17 protein-coding genes are annotated in these 16927 nt (G+C 43.4%); 6 read left to right on the top strand and 11 right to left on the bottom strand.

Features of this window, described 5'->3' with window-relative positions:
- Window positions 1–458: 458 nt before the first annotated feature.
- Complete coding sequence (locus tag NLP_RS07650; protein WP_104909806.1) at window positions 459–1538, bottom strand: alcohol dehydrogenase catalytic domain-containing protein; 1080 nt, start codon at window positions 1536–1538, stop codon at window positions 459–461.
- 89 nt (window positions 1539–1627) lie between these two features.
- On the opposite strand from NLP_RS07650, the gene NLP_RS07645 reads away from it, so the two are divergent.
- Window positions 1628–2308: a TetR/AcrR family transcriptional regulator gene (locus NLP_RS07645; RefSeq protein WP_104905874.1), complete on the top strand. Its 681-nt coding sequence runs from the start codon at window positions 1628–1630 to the stop codon at window positions 2306–2308.
- Window positions 2309–2953: 645 nt separating this feature from the next.
- Entirely contained in the window at window positions 2954–3187 is a 234-nt protein-coding gene (locus NLP_RS07635; protein ID WP_104905872.1) for an EF-hand domain-containing protein, read from the top strand.
- 443 nt (window positions 3188–3630) lie between these two features.
- Here the strand turns inward: NLP_RS07635 and NLP_RS07630 are convergent, their stop codons facing one another.
- The 5 genes from NLP_RS07630 to NLP_RS07610 all read right to left on the bottom strand — a co-directional run bounded on the left by NLP_RS07630 (window position 3631) and on the right by NLP_RS07610 (window position 7275).
- A complete protein-coding gene (locus NLP_RS07630) occupies window positions 3631–4056 on the bottom strand; it encodes a hypothetical protein (protein ID WP_104905871.1) in 426 nt (141 codons plus the stop codon).
- Window positions 4057–4129: 73 nt separating this feature from the next.
- Complete coding sequence (locus NLP_RS07625; RefSeq protein WP_104905870.1) at window positions 4130–5251, bottom strand: geranylgeranyl reductase family protein; 1122 nt, start codon at window positions 5249–5251, stop codon at window positions 4130–4132.
- Between the two features lie 134 nt (window positions 5252–5385).
- Window positions 5386–5934 carry a ribosome recycling factor gene (gene frr / locus NLP_RS07620; protein ID WP_104905869.1) on the bottom strand — a complete coding sequence of 183 codons (549 nt, stop codon included), beginning with the start codon at window positions 5932–5934 and terminating at the stop codon, window positions 5386–5388.
- Window positions 5921–6649 (bottom strand): UMP kinase, encoded by a 729-nt coding sequence (pyrH, locus tag NLP_RS07615; RefSeq protein ID WP_104905868.1) that lies wholly within the window; start codon window positions 6647–6649, stop codon window positions 5921–5923. Before pyrH ends, frr begins: the two co-directional genes overlap by 14 nt.
- A gap of 71 nt (window positions 6650–6720) precedes the next feature.
- Complete coding sequence (locus NLP_RS07610) at window positions 6721–7275, bottom strand: thioredoxin family protein (RefSeq protein WP_104905867.1); 555 nt, start codon at window positions 7273–7275, stop codon at window positions 6721–6723.
- 465 nt (window positions 7276–7740) lie between these two features.
- On the opposite strand from NLP_RS07610, the gene NLP_RS07605 reads away from it, so the two are divergent.
- Entirely contained in the window at window positions 7741–8640 is a 900-nt protein-coding gene (locus NLP_RS07605; RefSeq protein ID WP_104905866.1) for an alpha/beta fold hydrolase, read from the top strand.
- A gap of 230 nt (window positions 8641–8870) precedes the next feature.
- Here the strand turns inward: NLP_RS07605 and NLP_RS07600 are convergent, their stop codons facing one another.
- Both NLP_RS07600 and NLP_RS07595 read right to left on the bottom strand, forming a co-directional pair.
- Window positions 8871–9410: a pentapeptide repeat-containing protein gene (locus NLP_RS07600; protein WP_104905865.1), complete on the bottom strand. Its 540-nt coding sequence runs from the start codon at window positions 9408–9410 to the stop codon at window positions 8871–8873.
- Between the two features lie 160 nt (window positions 9411–9570).
- A complete protein-coding gene (locus NLP_RS07595; protein WP_104905864.1) occupies window positions 9571–10272 on the bottom strand; it encodes a diacylglycerol/polyprenol kinase family protein in 702 nt (233 codons plus the stop codon).
- A gap of 61 nt (window positions 10273–10333) precedes the next feature.
- Between NLP_RS07595 and yidD the strand changes: the two genes are divergently transcribed.
- The 3 genes from yidD to ychF all read left to right on the top strand — a co-directional run bounded on the left by yidD (window position 10334) and on the right by ychF (window position 12157).
- Complete coding sequence (gene yidD, locus NLP_RS07590; RefSeq protein WP_012412579.1) at window positions 10334–10570, top strand: membrane protein insertion efficiency factor YidD; 237 nt, start codon at window positions 10334–10336, stop codon at window positions 10568–10570.
- Between the two features lie 222 nt (window positions 10571–10792).
- Window positions 10793–11020 carry a hypothetical protein gene (locus tag NLP_RS07585; RefSeq protein ID WP_104905863.1) on the top strand — a complete coding sequence of 76 codons (228 nt, stop codon included), beginning with the start codon at window positions 10793–10795 and terminating at the stop codon, window positions 11018–11020.
- Window positions 11021–11065: 45 nt separating this feature from the next.
- A complete protein-coding gene (gene ychF, locus NLP_RS07580; RefSeq protein WP_104905862.1) occupies window positions 11066–12157 on the top strand; it encodes a redox-regulated ATPase YchF in 1092 nt (363 codons plus the stop codon).
- 274 nt (window positions 12158–12431) lie between these two features.
- On the opposite strand, the gene NLP_RS07575 is transcribed toward ychF, so the two are convergent.
- From NLP_RS07575 to NLP_RS07565, 3 genes are all read right to left on the bottom strand, one after another.
- The gene (locus NLP_RS07575; protein ID WP_325034726.1) at window positions 12432–13436 is read right to left on the bottom strand and encodes a zinc-binding dehydrogenase; all 1005 of its coding nucleotides are present in this window, start codon (window positions 13434–13436) and stop codon (window positions 12432–12434) included.
- Window positions 13437–13591: 155 nt separating this feature from the next.
- Window positions 13592–14503 (bottom strand): hypothetical protein, encoded by a 912-nt coding sequence (locus tag NLP_RS07570; RefSeq protein ID WP_104905860.1) that lies wholly within the window; start codon window positions 14501–14503, stop codon window positions 13592–13594.
- A 135-nt stretch (window positions 14504–14638) separates the two neighbouring features.
- Window positions 14639–16927 carry a hybrid sensor histidine kinase/response regulator gene (locus NLP_RS07565; RefSeq protein WP_104909805.1) on the bottom strand — a complete coding sequence of 763 codons (2289 nt, stop codon included), beginning with the start codon at window positions 16925–16927 and terminating at the stop codon, window positions 14639–14641.

The following is a 16927-nucleotide window of genomic DNA, read 5'->3' as shown; positions in this document are numbered from 1 at the left end:
ACTAGAGTGCGTCTGTGGACTGTAAACGAATATCACCGAATGTTTGAAACGGGTATTATTACAGAGGATGAAAGGGTAGAACTAATTGATGGGCAAGTTATCCCGATGAGTGCCAAAAATGGCAGGACTGTGCCAAAACGGGTTTATTGTACGCTAAGGAATTAGACCAACTCCTAAAGCCCTTGTCAAACAATAATTTCAGCTTCATTTAAAGTGGGATTTTTTCCTTTTCAAAGGACGCAAACAGCAATCAATTTGACATTAATTTTCTCACCCAAAAGTGGCACTGAGCGAAAAAGCATTTTTACAAAAAATCCGATCGTAATGGCTGGAGCCTTTACTTCACAACAGTTTTAGCACTTGAATTAACTACGAGCGCGTACAATAACCAGTTTTGGCACAGTTCTACTTGCCGTAGTCGCAGAAATATGGCTACAGTAAGCAAAACTGCACGATCATCATGGCTGGATCACGGTCAACTTGAAGGGACCGCCATTGGCAGCAGCGTGCGCGACGGCTTCGTTTGCGTCGTCCAGATCGAATGCCGTGATGTCGAAATTGCCCAGATCCAGGAGTCCGGATCGGATGAGACCGACCAGGCGGATGGTAGCCTCGCGTGGATACATCCATTGGCCGTGTATAGTGATGCAGTTCCTCATGATCCACGGGTAAGGTAGTTCTAGTCCGGAACCTCCCAGCATCCCAACGCCCCCCATCAGCACTACCCTCCCATAAGGCCGTACCGCCATGACAGCGGCCCGCACCGGGGTCGTGCCCGCCGAGGGCGGCAGGATGTCCAGCACGCAGTCAATGGGTCCGGGGGCCGCCCGCTGCATCCGCTCCCGGTCGTCGTCCTCGTGGCCGGTGAGATGCACGGGGCGCACACGGTCGCCAAACCGACGCACTAGGTCCGCCAGTACCCGCTCGTTGCGGCCTGGTGCGACGACGCAGCCCGCACCCATCGCCAGGGACACGGCCACGCAGGCGCTGCCATAGTTGCCAGTGGCCCCGCTGACCAATAGCGTCTCGCCGGCCTGTAGGTTGGCCGCCAGTAGCCCGCCATACGGTACCAGCAGCACACCCAGCGCGCACCAGCGCCCCGCCTCCGCAGGGTCAAGCGCGCCGACCGGGATGGCGTTTTCCGTCGGCACCAGCATCTGCTGGGCAAAGGAGCCGTGGTGAAAATACTGTTGCAAGCGCAAGCCTCCTTCGCCGCGGGCGCTCCAGCCTTGTAAGGTGATGTCGGGGGTTAGGGCGTTGTCGCGCGAGCGCACGGTCGGATCGCACACTACCCAGTCGTCAGTGACCAGCCGCGTCGCGTCCGGTCCTACAGACCTTACCCGTCCGACGGCTCCGCATCCCGGGGCCACCGGCAGCTTCAGCAGATACTGCCGTTCGCCGCTGAAGACCTCGTTGGTGTAAGACAGTACCGGGGCAGCCACGACATCAACAATGACCTCCCCCGTACCCAGCACAGGGTCAGGTAAAGTCTCGACGGCAAGTGGCGATCCGAACGTCTTTAAGATTGCAGCTTTCATGGTCATTTTACTCTGAGACCCCGTGTTTATGACAAAAAAAATATAATTTGTCAAAACGTTAATTGACATATTAACTGCAATATGTCAGCATGTCAAATATGAGAATTCAGCCAGATTCAAAGCACGATGGGCAAAGCCCCGCTAAAGGTGATAGCATCGGCTCTGCATCAGCGCTGCCCACAAAGCGCGATCGCATCCTTAAAGCAGCTTTAGAATGTTTTGGGCGGTATGGCTTCAAGCGCACCGCAATGGATGATATTGCTAAGATTGCAGGTATTTCCCGTGCAGCACTCTACTTGTTATTTCAAAATAAGGAAGACATTTTTAGAACGCTGTGCGAAGATTTGCATGGCAATGCGCTCGTCCGTGCCCAAACGGCACTCCAGTCTGAAATCGGATTTAGGGAGCGTCTAAATACGGCGTTTGAAGGGAAGGATCTAGAGCTATTTGAGCTAGTTTGCGATTCGCCACATGGGAGCGAGCTAATCGATCTGAAGAATGCGATCGCGGCAGATATTTTTCTTTCCTCCTCTAAACGGTTTGAGGAATTACTTACAGAGGCAATTCGTCAAGCCGACGAAAGGGGAGAGATTGAATTGAGTCGTGGGAGTTTTCAGCCATCTAATTTTGCGAGCTTACTGATTGGCTGTACACACGGTTTGAAAAAATCATCTTCCAGTGTTGCAGAATATCGTCAGCAATTAAGGCATTTAATCTTGATTTTTGACCTGGCACTCACAGCATCAACCAACAAGGCTTCAAGTGTCTGAGGGTGTAATTATCCCGGTTGAATACTTGCAACATTTATCACCAATGGGGTGGGAACATATCAACTTGAGTGCCGATTATATTTGGAATCTTAAGTCAGTAAGTAATATTGATAATTTGCGTCCTTTGAGAAGGAAAAAATCCCACTTTTAGTGAAGCTGAAACTACTGTATGGCAAGGGTTTTAATAATTAGTGTAATTCCTAAGCGTACAATAAACCCGTTTTGGCACAGTCCTGTCAAAATCCCCTTCATGCAGTGACAACAATGTGTGCATCTGATTATCTCAAGCGATCGCTAGTAGAAGTTGCCTTAGTTCGGGTGCAAAATCCCATTCAGTTGAGCCAATACTCCGAACCTGAGCCAGATATCGATAAAATCTTGTTGCCACACTCTATCACGGGCCATAATACTCCCTTTTCCCGACATCCCACACATAACTGTAATTTTTTTTGCTTAATACTTGACAGTTTTTAGTAGTGTATTTTACTGTATACACAGTGGGTTGAAAAATCTATAGTGGGCGGTCGAGTCTCTTATAAAAAAATTGCCAATTATAAAAATTTCATTAAATTTTCCTTAACTGTCCTTGCATCTTTGTCAAGATTTTGAGATATTAAATTGAAAAATCAATTCAGATAGAAACTTATGACAACCGAGCAAGAGCTTCAATCTCTTTTTAATAGCTTAGATGGCGATCAAGACGGCAAAATCTCCATTAATGATCTTTTTTTAAGTCCTGGCTTAAGTGCAATCATCTCATCAGAAACAAATACCACTAGTCCCCAGGAGTTACTAATACAGTATGATTCAGACAAAGACGGTAGTATTACCTTTGAAGAGTTAAAGGAAGCAGTTGAGAAAGCAAGTAATTTAAACTAGCAGTCAAAAAATCAACGCCACACCCACCCCAAAATCCCTCTCTAGGCAACTATTGAGGGATTTGTCTTTATTTGCCCCCTAGTGACACTTTGCTATCCTCTTACATTTTGATAGCTAGTAATAACCTAGCATCGACTCTGTAGCCACCTCTGAGAGGTTTTTGGATTGGTTAATGGTTTTGACTATTCAACCCACATTTCGCAGGTGCGTAGGCGTAGCCCGCCGCAAGCATCGTAAATGCTGTATATGCTACAGCAGGAATTGCTGACTAGTGGATTTTGGATGTGAATCAGCGTCAGGTTTATGTTTTCCGCGAACCAGGTTTGGAAGGTTACAATCTTGAATTTATTTTGCAGGAGGATGCAACGTTATTCTTGATTGCCTTTCCAGAAATTGAAGTATAGATTAGTCAAATGTTTCCATAAGTTTTACAAATCAAACCTTTATTTCTCTTTTATTGTCAGCAAATGTCTAGATGAAAGAGCTTTCATTTTCAAGTTAGTAAATTGTACGATCGCCTTTACCAAATCTTGCTGCTCTGGTTGCAAATTTAGTTTTTCTAGCGCTTGATTGATATTATTACCAGCCCGGAGATTGTGAGTAAGTTGGGCACGTTGCGATGAGGTTAACACTGCCTCAATTTCCTTGTTTCTTCTCTGACGCACAGCCTGGAGTTCTTGACGTTGTAAAGGAGTCAGGTTAATCTCCGACGAGGTGGAGTAGCTTGCAGTTTTGGTAGTTTGGGCGAAAATAACACTAAAAGTAGTATTGATTTGAAGGGGTGCAGCTAAGGCAATTCCCGGCATGAAGAGAACAAGAGCAAGAATATTAGCGAACACAGATAGCCGTTTTGTCAAGTAAATTGCCATATTGAGAAATGCCTAGTACACTGTGGCAGAAGTTTGCCTACCTTTAACAAGTTGCTTAAGCAACTTGTCTTAATTAACCTCCAAAACCAGGAATTAAACGCTTGAGGGCACGACCGGCAACGTCGCCATAGCGAAGTTCTCCACACAGAATCTTACCCATGATTTTCGCACCAGAGGGGCGCTTAACACCAACTTTGTAGCCGATGCCTGGAAAGCGATAGAACGCTCCACCTAATTTTTGTGCCCAAGCCATCTCAGTACCCCATTGTTCATTAATGGCTTCGCTATATTTTTCTAAAGCGTTGGTATCACCCGAAAGAGCCTCATTAATGGCTCCTGCTGCAATCAAACCACTAAAAATTGACGGACGAATGCCTTCTGCTGTCATCGGATCGACTACACAAGCAGCTTCCCCAGCTAAAACCGCATTTTGGGTATGCAACTTTTGGTTGCCATCCCACAAGCAAAGGGGATAGCCATATTGCTTACCAGTTTTGATATCTACATTAAACGATCGCGCGTACTCATCTAAAATTTTCTTAAAATCCTGGGGTTCGCCGCCAAGAAATGTACCGACACCAATGGAATAACCATCAGCTTTTGGAAAGTTCCAAATGTAGCCATTTTTCACTAAGCCAAACTCGAAGTGAATTGTAGATTTATCTTTGACATTTGCAGCAACTTCTGCTTCTAAAGCTCCTGCTAAACGGCGTTTACGGTCTTTAAAGCCTAGCCATTTTGCCATTGACCCTTTGGCACCATCAGCCGCGATTAAGTAGCGACCTGTAACTGGGCCATTAGCTGTGTTAACTTGCCAATAGTCACCTTGAAACTCAATACTCGTTACTTCCGTATTATCTCGTAGTTCAGCCCCTTGCTTTTGTCCTTGCTGCACTAAGAAATGGTCAAATATATCTCGTCGCACCATCCAGACTGGTTCTTCGGTGGCGATTTTTGCTTCTACGGGGTCGCCTAATTTCCAGGTAAAGCGAACAGAGTCGGCTTTTACAGAAATTACTGGGCTAAAATCAAAGTCAAACCATTGAGCGATCGCTGGAGATACACCACCACCACAAGGTTTATATCTTGGCAGAGATTCTTTTTCCAACACTAATACTGAGCGACCTTGCTTGGCTAAATGATATGCAGCTGTTCCACCAGCTGGCCCAGCGCCGACGATGATGCAGTCGTACATATTGAATTTTTGCTCCAGAATTAGTTTATTTTCTATTGAGATACTCGATCAATTTTTGTTAAATACCTAAGAAATGATAAAGGCTGAAGAATTTATCCATTATCCTTCAGCCTTTATGCTTAAGACTTGAGACTTTAAACAGTCGTGATGTCTTTTTCTTTTTCTGCCAACAGCGAGTCTATTTTGGCATTATACTCATTTGTCAGTTTTTGCAAGTTGTCTTGTTGGTCTTTTGATTCATCTTTGGAGATTTCAGAGGCTTTCTCCTGTTTGCGAATGGCATCTATGGCATCACGGCGAATGTTGCGAATAGCAACACGACCCTCTTCAGCATATTTGGATGCCATTTTGACGAATTCTTTACGGCGTTCGCTGGTTAAGGGGGGAATATTCAACCGGATTACAGAACCGTCGTTACTAGGTGTTAAACCCACATCTGAGAGGGAAATAGCTTTCTCAACGATGTTTAGGGTGTTGCGCTCGTAGGGTTGAATTAAGATCGTCGTAGCATCCGGTGTGCTAATATTTGCCAGTGATTTCAAGGAAGTAGGCGAACCGTAATAGTCCACCAATACCTTATCTAATAGACTCGCATTGGCGCGACCAGTGCGAATCGAGTTAAAAGATCGTTGAGTTGCCTCAACGGTTTTTTGCATCGTACTTTCAGCTTCAGCTAATTTCACAAGAACCTCCCACAAGGGTGCCGATGGATTCTCCCAAGACTGCTCGGTGGATATTTCCTCGCACCGTTAGGTCAAATACCAGAATTGGGATATTATTTTCTTTACACAAGGCGATCGCAGTACTATCCATCACCCGCAAATCTTGGGTTAAAACGTGCGCGTAGGTTAAGCTATTGTAACGCTTGGCGTCAGGATAAATATGAGGATCGGCATCATATACCCCATCTACTTTGGTGGCTTTAAAAATCACCTCAGCATCGATTTCTGCCGCTCTTAATGCCGCAGTAGTATCTGTAGTAAAAAAGGGATTTCCAGAACCAGCACCAAAAATTACCACCCGCCCTTTTTCAAGATGACGGATGGCACGACGACGAATATATGGTTCTGCTAATTCTTGCATAGCGATCGCGGTTTGCACTCGCGTCTGTACTCCTATGCGTTCTAGCGAATCTTGCAGCGTCATGGCGTTCATTACCGTGGCAATCATCCCGATATAGTCAGCGGTTGCCCTGTCCATCCCCGCCGACGCGGCTTTGACGCCACGAAAAATATTGCCGCCGCCAACAACTATGGCGATTTGAGTACCAGTGGCTATCACCTCTGCTAATTCTTGTGCTATTCCTTTGACCACTTCTGGATCAATGCCATAGCCCATGTTGCCCATTAAGGCTTCACCGCTCAGTTTGAGTAAAACCCGTCGGTAATTCGTTCCCATGAAGTTACGCTTTATCAAAAAAGTTGCAATTGCCTCCAATTTAAGATAGCAGTTACAGGGACTATCTATGTCTAGTTACGCCAAATCAATGTAGTCCCGACTGGTTCTGTTTGTGGTATGGCTATTTCTTCACCTTTAAACAGAGAAGCGATCGCAGTTCTCAAATAATCCTCTCCCACTGATAATGGCTCTTGGGGATGATTATCAATTTTACCTTTGTAACGGACTATACCATTCGTGTCTATGAGAAAGGCCGTTGGTGTTTTTGTTGCGCCGAAACTACCGGTCACATCTTGGGTTGAGTCCCACAGGTAGGGGAAGTTCAACTGGTGACATCGGGCAAAAGCTTTCATATTTTCAAAGCTTGATTTAGTGTTGTAGTCAACATTACTACCATTGAGTCCAATTAGTGTGAAGCCTTTTAGGGCAAATTCGGCTTGAATGTTTTTTAGCCTGCCTAAATACCGCTCTACATAAGTGCAGTGGTTACACATGGAAATAACGCCGACTGCTCGGAACTTTTCAAGATAACGCCTGAGATGGTGTACTTGACCATCAATTCCTGGCAGTTCAAAATCTGGTGCGTAGCTCCCAACGGGAGTATCAATTGTTTCTAGTAGATTCATAATTTCTGGCTCGCAGAACTAGGAACAAGAAAAATATTGTTAAATTCAGCGTCAGTTTCCAGTTGCAAACCACCCCTTAGCCGATGCCTCATATTCGCCAATCTTATAGACCAAATTTGCGATCGTAAATTGTGAAACTACTGAATCTAGGACTGATGCTAATTCACTCACATCTAAAAAATAGCCCAAATATTACTCATATTAGAAAAGTTATGATTTCTAATACTGACATAATCTCAGTTGTGAGTAAGTTACCTCTATCAACAAAAGGAAAATCTATACTGGATAAAATTATCAGCTTAATGCTAGTATTATCAGCCTAGAAGCTTTTGTGGTATATGTATAGGCTATCACTAGAGCAAAGAATTTATTTTGAAAATCTGATAAATTTTCTGCAAATTAAAAACAATTTTACTTGTGCCTTACTGCTGAAAAGCTTTTAGCATTGTTTACACCAAATTTACCATGACAACCTCAAGTTCAAAAACAGCACTTAACTCTACAAGAACCTGGATTTGGCAAGATTTTCCGATCTGTTATCAAACCCAAGGAACTACTGGGCCAGCTGTTGTCCTAGTGCATGGATTTGGTGCTTCTTGGTGGCACTGGCGAAAAAATATTCCCGTATTAGCGGAAAATTGCCGTGTTTATGCGATCGATTTGATTGGTTTTGGCGCTTCCGCAAAACCTCAACCTGGTGAAAAAATTACCTACACATTAGAAACCTGGGGACAGCAAGTAGCAGATTTTTGCCGTGAAGTTGTGGGTGAGCCAGCTTTTTTAGTCGGAAATTCCATTGGCTGTATTGTAGCCATGCAAGCAGCAGTAAGCAACCCAGATATTGCCTTGGGAGTTGCATTACTCAACTGTTCTTTACGGTTGTTGCACGATCGCAAACGGGTAACTTTACCTTTATCTCGTCGTTACGGAGCGCCTCTACTGCAACGGGTGCTATCTATTAAACCAGTTGGCGATTTCTTTTTCAATCAACTCGCCAAACCGAAAACAGTGCGAAAAATTCTGCTGCAAGCATACTCGAATGCTGAGATGGTGACAGATGAGTTGGTAGATATTCTCACTTCACCAGCAAGTGATGTGGGGGCTGGGGCTGTGTTTCTGGCTTTTACTTCTTATTCTACAGGGCCATTACCAGAAGACCTTTTGCCACTGTTACGCTGTCCGGCGATTATCTTGTGGGGAACGGCCGATCCGTGGGAACCAATTAAATTAGGGAGAGAATTAGCTAACTTTCCGCAAGTAGAAAAGTTTATTCCTTTAGAAGGAGTGGGGCATTGTCCGCAGGATGAAGCGCCGGAGTTAGTCAATCCGATTTTACTCGATTGGATTTTGGAGCGATCGCGGTAATAAACTCGGCTCAATTTTCACGTAATGGGTGGTATTGAATATAATCAAAAAGATTTATTTTTTGTTGATTGAGCCGATACGAAAAATTTACTATATACCACTTTTTTTGTATAGATTATGATTTCTTCGCTAATATTCCTACGGAAGTTCAGGAAAAAAGTGAAGGAGAATCTATTGAGGGGATTATAGAAAAACTCAATGCTATCAAGCCTATCATTGAACCTGCTCCCTTACTTGCTGATAGATTTCCACTCTCCAAAGTAAGGGCCACTTTGAATAGTGCCATCAGGCATAGTAGTATCCCAAATTACATTCATGGCTCTACAGATAGCGTCGTGGGCAATAAAAGCACCTCGGAAATCAGCACGAATGAAAACGTTATGCTCACCACCATACAAAAATCTAGCTTCACGGAAAATAGCACCGATGGCATTAGCATGATACAAGTGACTTCCAACCAAATCAGCACCAATCAAATAACACCTAAACAAATTAACACATTCCAAGTTAGCATCCCTGATAATCGCACAATCCAACCGGGCTTCTATCAGAGAAGCACCAAAGAGATCGGCTCCACTCAGATCGGCTCCACTCAAATCAGCGAAACTAAAATCGGCTCCACGCAAGTTAATATCCCGCAAGACAGCACCTTCTAGGTCAATATAGTTGCGCCCATATCCTCTTTCTCTAATTACCACAGCCCCAGCGAAGTTTCGCTTACCAGAAGTGTACTTTTTCAACAACTCTTCAGTGGTAATTTCCCAAGCCATAATTTAACATCCAATTTGTTTTCTAATCTCAAATATAGTGCTAATGAGATATAGTCCGATTTACTCAACCCCGAAACGTTGCAGGCTATTTATTAACTAAGGATGAATTTTTAGCACTATCTCTTGTTTGCTCAATTAGGAATAGTACTCAAGGCAATTACTAATTCAAAACTAACTGACTTAAAAAGAAGGCAAGGGCTGCACTACCCAAAGGAACTGTCAAATTGTCAATACCCAAAAATGAAACAGCCTCTAAAGCAGTAGCTATAACTGCCACTATCAGCGATATCACCCAAATTTGCCAACTGTTTCCTTGAGTTCCAACTAGAATCAAACTACTGACGACATAGCTAACGAGCATCATAGTTAGGGAGCCTTCCCAACTTTTTTCTGTCCCAAAAACTTTATACTTGTGTGTACCAAAGCGTTGCCCAATTAAGGCTGCTAATCCATCTCCCCAAGTCATTACTAAAATTCCGAGTGCTGCGTACTGGGGTTGTTGCAAGTACCAGAACCAGGCAACTAAAATACCGAAACTGACAGAGTAAAAAAAAGTCCCTAAACTTTGGCGTCCAACGCTATTAATACCAGGAAGAATGGGCAATCGGTAGGATAATAAGGTGATTGCACTCGCTAAAATAGAAGCTGTAATCCCTACACTGGCGGGAATATCTAGCCACCAGGCGATTAAAATCACATTACCAGTGCCAATATGAACTATCTTCCGCACGATTTCTGGCTTGTCGGCAAAGCGGTTTACCACCCATGCAATCAGGAGGATGAGTAACACCCAAATTGCAGCCAACGCAATTTGCAGCCAGAAAACTGGAATTGAGGTGAAGTCAGAAAATGTAATTAGCAAAGATGCAACAAAATGAGAATTTTTACCCCTGTTACTAATTTATAAGATTTGGGTAGCTGCAATGAAATTATTATTTATTTGGCTGATTCGGGGCTACCGAATGTTTATCTCGCCGTTGTTTCTGCCGACTTGTCGCTTTCAACCAACTTGTTCGATGTATGCTATTGAAGCTATTGAACGATTTGGAGTATTGCGTGGTAGCTGGATGGCAACTCGGCGGATTTTACGCTGTCATCCGTTTCATCCAGGTGGTTACGATCCAGTGCCAGAGGTGGTAGAAAAGGTAAAGGAGGAGTAGTTTTGTGCAAATGGTAGCGAATTGAGGTTGGAGTTTAAACGCATAGGCGCTTCGCCTTCCCGCAGGGTAGGGGCGCGGAGGGAAGTGCAGAGGGACGCAGAGAATGACAAGAGCGGTAATTTATTAAAGGAAGTGTTCGTGGGTATAGCTATTTGGGGAGATGTCAACAGATGAGGTTGTCATCTAGCGTGGGAAGGTTGAATAATTTAATTTAGACTTCCCATGATTAATCCCACTGCGATTTCTATACCCGAACCACAAATTCCTACTCCTGGTCCGAGTCCGCTACCTAGCCCCAATCCTGAGCCAAATCCGCTACCGAGTCCCGAACCTGTACCGGGACCAGCGATACCCCAACCCTTACCGGGGCCTGTACCAGAACCAGTACCTGCTCCCATTCCTCAAACAGTTCCAGGGACAATTCCCCAAACCATACCGGAACCTGTTTAGATTACCTTGGTAATGTAATCCAAAATCTCAAATCTAAAATCCAAAATGCTAAGAGCCGGAATTGTCGGACTTCCCAACGTCGGAAAATCTACTTTATTTAATGCTGTAGTTGCTAATGCCAAAGCAGAAGCAGCTAACTTCCCTTTTTGCACGATTGAACCGAATGTCGGCGTTGTCGCAGTACCGGATGAACGGTTAAATGTTCTCTCAAAAATTGCCAGTTCGGCACAAATCATCCCGGCGCGGGTGGAATTTGTGGATATTGCCGGTTTAGTTAAAGGTGCAAGTCAGGGTGAGGGACTAGGGAATCAATTCCTGTCCCACATCCGGGAAGTTGATGCGATCATCCATGTGGTACGTTGTTTTGAGAATGATGATATTATCCACGTTGCTGGTTCTGTTGATCCAGCACGAGATATTGAAATCATTAATATAGAACTGGGTTTATCAGATTTAGCACAAATTGAGCGGCGAATTGACCGCACTCGCAAACAAGCTCGTACCAGCAAAGATGCACAGTTTGAAGTCTCAGTTTTAGAAAAATTAGCTGCGGCTTTAAATGAAGGTAAATCGGTGCGTCAGGTAAGCTTGAATGAAGAAGAAACAGTAATTATTAAGGGACTGGAACTGCTGACTTATAAACCGATTATCTACGCCGCCAATGTATCTGAAGATGAGTTGGCAACTGGTAATGATTTTGTGGAAACAGTGCGGCAAATTGCAGCTACAGAAAATGCCCAAGTTGTGATAGTTTCGGCTCAAGTTGAAGCTGAATTAGTGGAATTACCAGAGTCAGATAAAGCTGATTTCCTCGCGTCTTTAGGTGTGGAAGAAGGCGGTTTGAAATCATTGATTCGGGCAACTTATATGCTTCTAGGCTTGCGGACATATTTCACCTGCGGCCCCAAAGAAACCCGCGCTTGGACAATTAATGCCGGAATGTCTGCACCTCAAGCTGCTGGTGTAATTCACAGTGATTTTGAGCGGGGATTTATTCGCGCCGAAACAGTCGCTTATAAAGACTTGGTAACAACTGGTTCGATGAATGCTGCAAAGGAGAAAGGGTTGGTTCGCAGTGAAGGGAAAGAGTATGTTGTGCAGGAAGGGGATGTAATGTTGTTCCGATTTAATGTGTAGGGGTAACTAATTCAGTGGTCGTTATCAATAAGATAATGGCCAACCTACACTAAGTTGCGATCGCCCTAAAACTATTGACAAAGTATTCGATATATGCATATTGATATTTAAGGAAACTGCTTGGCGATCGCAAATAAACAAGCTTTACCCAAAATATAGTTGCAATCACTAATTAGGTCAAATAAAAACAAAGGCGCTCTCCAAAAGGGGAGTGCTTTTTAATGTCGTTAGTCAGTTGTTAGTTTTTATGAGTGGTATAAGCTAATAATTGTTGTTAAAAACGAACAATAATTTTACCGCAATTTTGACCACTATATAAGTATTCCACAGCGTCAACGATAGACTCTATTCCTCTGAATTCTGTTGAATCAACAGCAGGTTTAATTTTACCTGTCGATAATAATTCCATCAGTCGAGACTGTTTCTCTTGTAAATATTCTGAATAGTCAACAAATAGAAAGCCGCGTAGTGAGGCTGATTTCCATAATAATTTATTGTATATTCTCGGACGGTTTACCAACTCTAGTTCTGATGATAAGTATTCAGAAATATATCCGACGATAACTAATCTACCGCGCCGTGCTAGGTTATCAACACATATATCAAACAACTCACTCCCAACGCATTCATAAACTAAGTCAATGCCTTGGGGATATTCTTTTTTGAGAACTTCATCAAGATTTTCTTGAGAGTAATTAATCGCTCGATGACAGCCAAGCTGCTTGAGAAATTCAACTTTTGCTTGCGATCGGCATGTTCCAATCACATGAGCACCTGCAAGCAAGGCGAGTTGGACAGCATAACTACCCGTGCTACCCGCTGCGGCTGTTACCAATACCACATCACTGCTTTTGATTTCTCCAACAACTTCTAAACCAATTGCAGCAGTCATACCGCTAGCCACAACAGTCAGTATTTCTGGAGTCGCTTCTTTAATTGGAATAACTTGAGTAGCATCAATTGCAAAATACTCCCGGTATCCACCTCCTATTTGAAAAGTAATAACACGATCGCCTATGTTCAGATGTCGTACATTGTTACCAAGAGCAACTACAACAGATGCAGCTTCAACTCCTACATCGAATGGTGGTGTATTTACAAAATACACCCCAGCAGCAATATTGATATCCGAAGCATTTACTCCAGCAAACAAATTACGCACGACAATCTCATTGGCAGCAGGTGTAGGAAAATCAGCTTCAACAATATCGACAGCGCTTCTAAAATCTCGGCTCAACTGTTTGACAACTAGTTTTTTATAAGTCTTGGGGTTCATCATTATTTCCAAATAATTGGTATCAGTTTAAATCTCACTTACCAGCTGCTACTCCTAAATCTTAGTCCTGGTCTGTACCTTTAAACCTTTATCAGGTCTAGACCAGTAAAAGCAGGACAAGCGATTGATCGTCCTTTCTTTCTTCTGCCGATCTCTGTTCAGCTACTTCCACCCACAATGTACACAGAAGAACCCAAATTCTCGTCGTCTGTACCAACCACTACACCACCTTCTGCACCGGGAACAAGTTCCATAGCTTCAATTTTGTGATAATCAGAGCGGTAGAGAGGAACAAATTGAGAATTTTGCCGCCATACAATTTTGTTGCCACGCAATCCCAAGTAACCAGCGACATACACAGCTGACTGAAATGGGCCATCATCTCCGGCATCACTTGCTGAAGTGATATATACAATTCCTACAGGGTCTACTTTAATATCTGAAACATGGCGAACATTTCCAGATGGAAACGGTACTTTCAGATTGGCAGAACCTGCGAGGGTAATTTGATATTTAGCTAAGTCAAATATTCCCCAAAAAATAGTTGCTGGTTGTTCTCTTTCACCTCGATGCCCCCAAATAGCAACTAATTTACCATCTATATTTTGTAATCCAAATGCTTCAAAGTTATTTCCTTGAAGAATTTCTGGTAGATTGAATTCTTTCAGCACTGAAATAGTCTTATTGGCAGGATCTAACCTGATGTAATAAGCTTTTCCAAAACTAGTTAAAGCGATAAATGAAAATTTTGTTTTCTCTGGAACAGATGTTAAAGCTTCTAAGTCGATGGGCAATTCTGTATTATTTGGCCAATTCAAGGGGAAATATTCAGGCTGCTTTTTACCCTTAATGGTAATAATTGCTAAACGACCTTGGTTTTTTTGTTTGTTGTCATGGACAATCAGAAAATCGAGCCTATTGCTTTGTTGCTCTATCAAAGCTATACCACTGATACCGAAAGGGATGCCACCGCGAACCGGACGCCAATCTTGCGCCCAAACTTGCTGGGATATGAGTAACAATCCACCTAAGACTACTATATTGATGATTAACCTAAGAAACCGAGGCATATTGATTTAGCCAAGCTGTAAGTATCGGTAAAAAGAGTGTGTTAACGGATGCTCAATCATATCAAATCCAAGCAATTTGCACCCACATCAATAAAGCAGCTTTTTGTACTCACAGCTAACAGTATACTTACGTCATTACTTGACTCCTGATAGTACTTTCTGTAAAGAAAGCAATAATTCGTTGACAGTATAGGGCTTCGACAAAAATGTATTGACACCAATAGCTGCTATTGCACTGAGCTTATTGTCAGACATAAGTCCACTGCTGGCAATAATTTTGACTTGGGGGTTGATTTTTTGCAAGGTACGCATGGCTGTTAAACCATCCAGTGAGGGCAGCATAATATCCATGAGGACGGCACTAATTTTGTCTCTATTTTGAGCATATAGCGCGATCGCCTCAATGCCATCACTGGCAACTAAAATTTTGTAGTTGTGAGCTTCTAATGATGTTATCGTAATCTCTTGAATGGCGGCTTCATCATCCACAACCAAAATCAATTCTCCATGTCCTGTCTGTGGTAGCAAATTTTCGGGGCTGAGTGTTTCTATTCCCCCCACTGCTGGCAAGTAAACCTTAAAGCTAGTGCTACTTTCCGGTTCACTATACACGTTCACAAAACCTCCGTGACTTTTAACGATCCCCAATACTGTGGAAAGTCCTAAACCAGTGCCTTGTCCAACATCTTTTGTAGTAAAGAATGGCTCGAAAATTCTATCTAGCATTTCTTTAGGAATCCCAATTCCAGTATCGGAGACAGTAATCACTATGTAAGGCCCCTCTTTGGCTTCTAGGTTCATGCGGGCATAATTTGCGTCAATCAATATATTTTCGGCAGAGATACTCAAAGTACCGCTATTGGACATAGCATCGCGGGCGTTAACGCAGAGGTTCATCAGCACTTGATGCAGTTGAGTACTATCTCCAGAAACCATCCACAAATTCTGCGGTACATCAGTGCTGATTTCTATCGATTTGGGAAATGTCTCTTTAAGAATCTTGGCAATTTCCACAATTATATGTCTGAGTTGCAAAGTGATGCGCTTCCCTTCTACACCCCGCGCAAAAGACAGCACCTGTTTGACTAAATCAGCACCGCGTCTAGCGTTAATTTCTAAAATTTCTAGTAGATGACGAGTCCGCTCATCTGCATCGGGAAATTTCAGTGGTAGCAGTTGCGCTCCTGCCAAAATCGGTGTCAGGATGTTGTTGAGATCGTGAGCAATACCACTAGCTAAAGTGCCAATACTTTCCAGGCGTTGAGCGCGAAATAATTGGGCTTCTAAGTGCTTTTTCTCGGTAATATCTGTGTCAACGGTGAGAATTGATTTGGGTTTTCCTTGTTCATCGCAAACCAGACTCCAGCGACTAGCCACAAGGACTTCTTTGTTCATTTTAGTAAGTTTTGTTAACTCACCCTGCCATTTACCTTTACTAATAGCTTGCAATAGAGCCGCTTCAATTTCCGGTGAAGGTTCGTCATACAAAAGTTCGCTAGCATTTTTACCCCAAGCCTCTTTAGCTTGCCAGCCGTAAAGTGTTTCTGCGCCTTGATTCCAGAAAATAATTTGATTGTTTAAATCTCGGACGCAAATGGCATCTGTGGTGACATCTAGCAATGCTGCTTGTTCGCGAATTTTTTCTTCTGCCAATTTGCGATCGCGTAGCGCAGCTTGGCGATCGCTAATATCTATACTGGCGCATGTCACCCCAACAATTTCTTGGGTTTCATTCCGCAATGGCTCGACAGTTAAATCGTAATATCGGATTGTATCTTTGATGGTAATTGATACTTCTTCTCGCGTTCCTATACCTGTGCTCAATACTCCACGTTTAATTGTGATCAGACGTTGAGCATCTTCAACTGGGATGATATCTAAGTCTTGTTTGCCCAATATTTCCTCAACTGTCAATCCATAAGAGGGATTATAAACCCAGGTGTACCGTAAATCTCTATCCTGGTTGTAGACAAAGATTGGAGAGTTTTTTAGGGCAACCCGAAATCGCTCCTCACTCTGCCGCAGTGCGTTGTCTGCCCGTTGACGTTCGATCGCATAACGCATTGAGCGCACCAGCAAGTCGCCAGTTACTTGCCCTTTCACCAAATAATCCTGCGCTCCTTGTTGCATTGCCCTAGTTGCCAGGGTTTCATCGTCTATACCCGTGAGCACAATTATCGGAGTTGCTTTTGCCTGATCATGAGCGATGACAAAGGTTTCCAGTCCCTGGCTATCTGGCAGCGAGAGGTCTAACAGAATTACATCAAAAATTTCCTTTGCTAGGTACTTGAGTGCTTCCGAAAGCCGCTCAACGGGCATCAAATCAACTACAATTGTGGTAACTTCCTTTAAAAACTCTTGTAATAAAAAGACATCACCAGGGTTATCTTCTACTAACAAAACTTTAATATTTTCACCTGCCAT

Origin of the sequence: Nostoc sp. 'Lobaria pulmonaria (5183) cyanobiont', from assembly GCF_002949795.1 — a bacterium.
Taxonomy (GTDB): Bacteria; Cyanobacteriota; Cyanobacteriia; order Cyanobacteriales; family Nostocaceae; genus Nostoc.
Note: the sequence above shows the minus strand (reverse complement) of the source record. Positions and strands in the feature narration are given on the sequence as shown.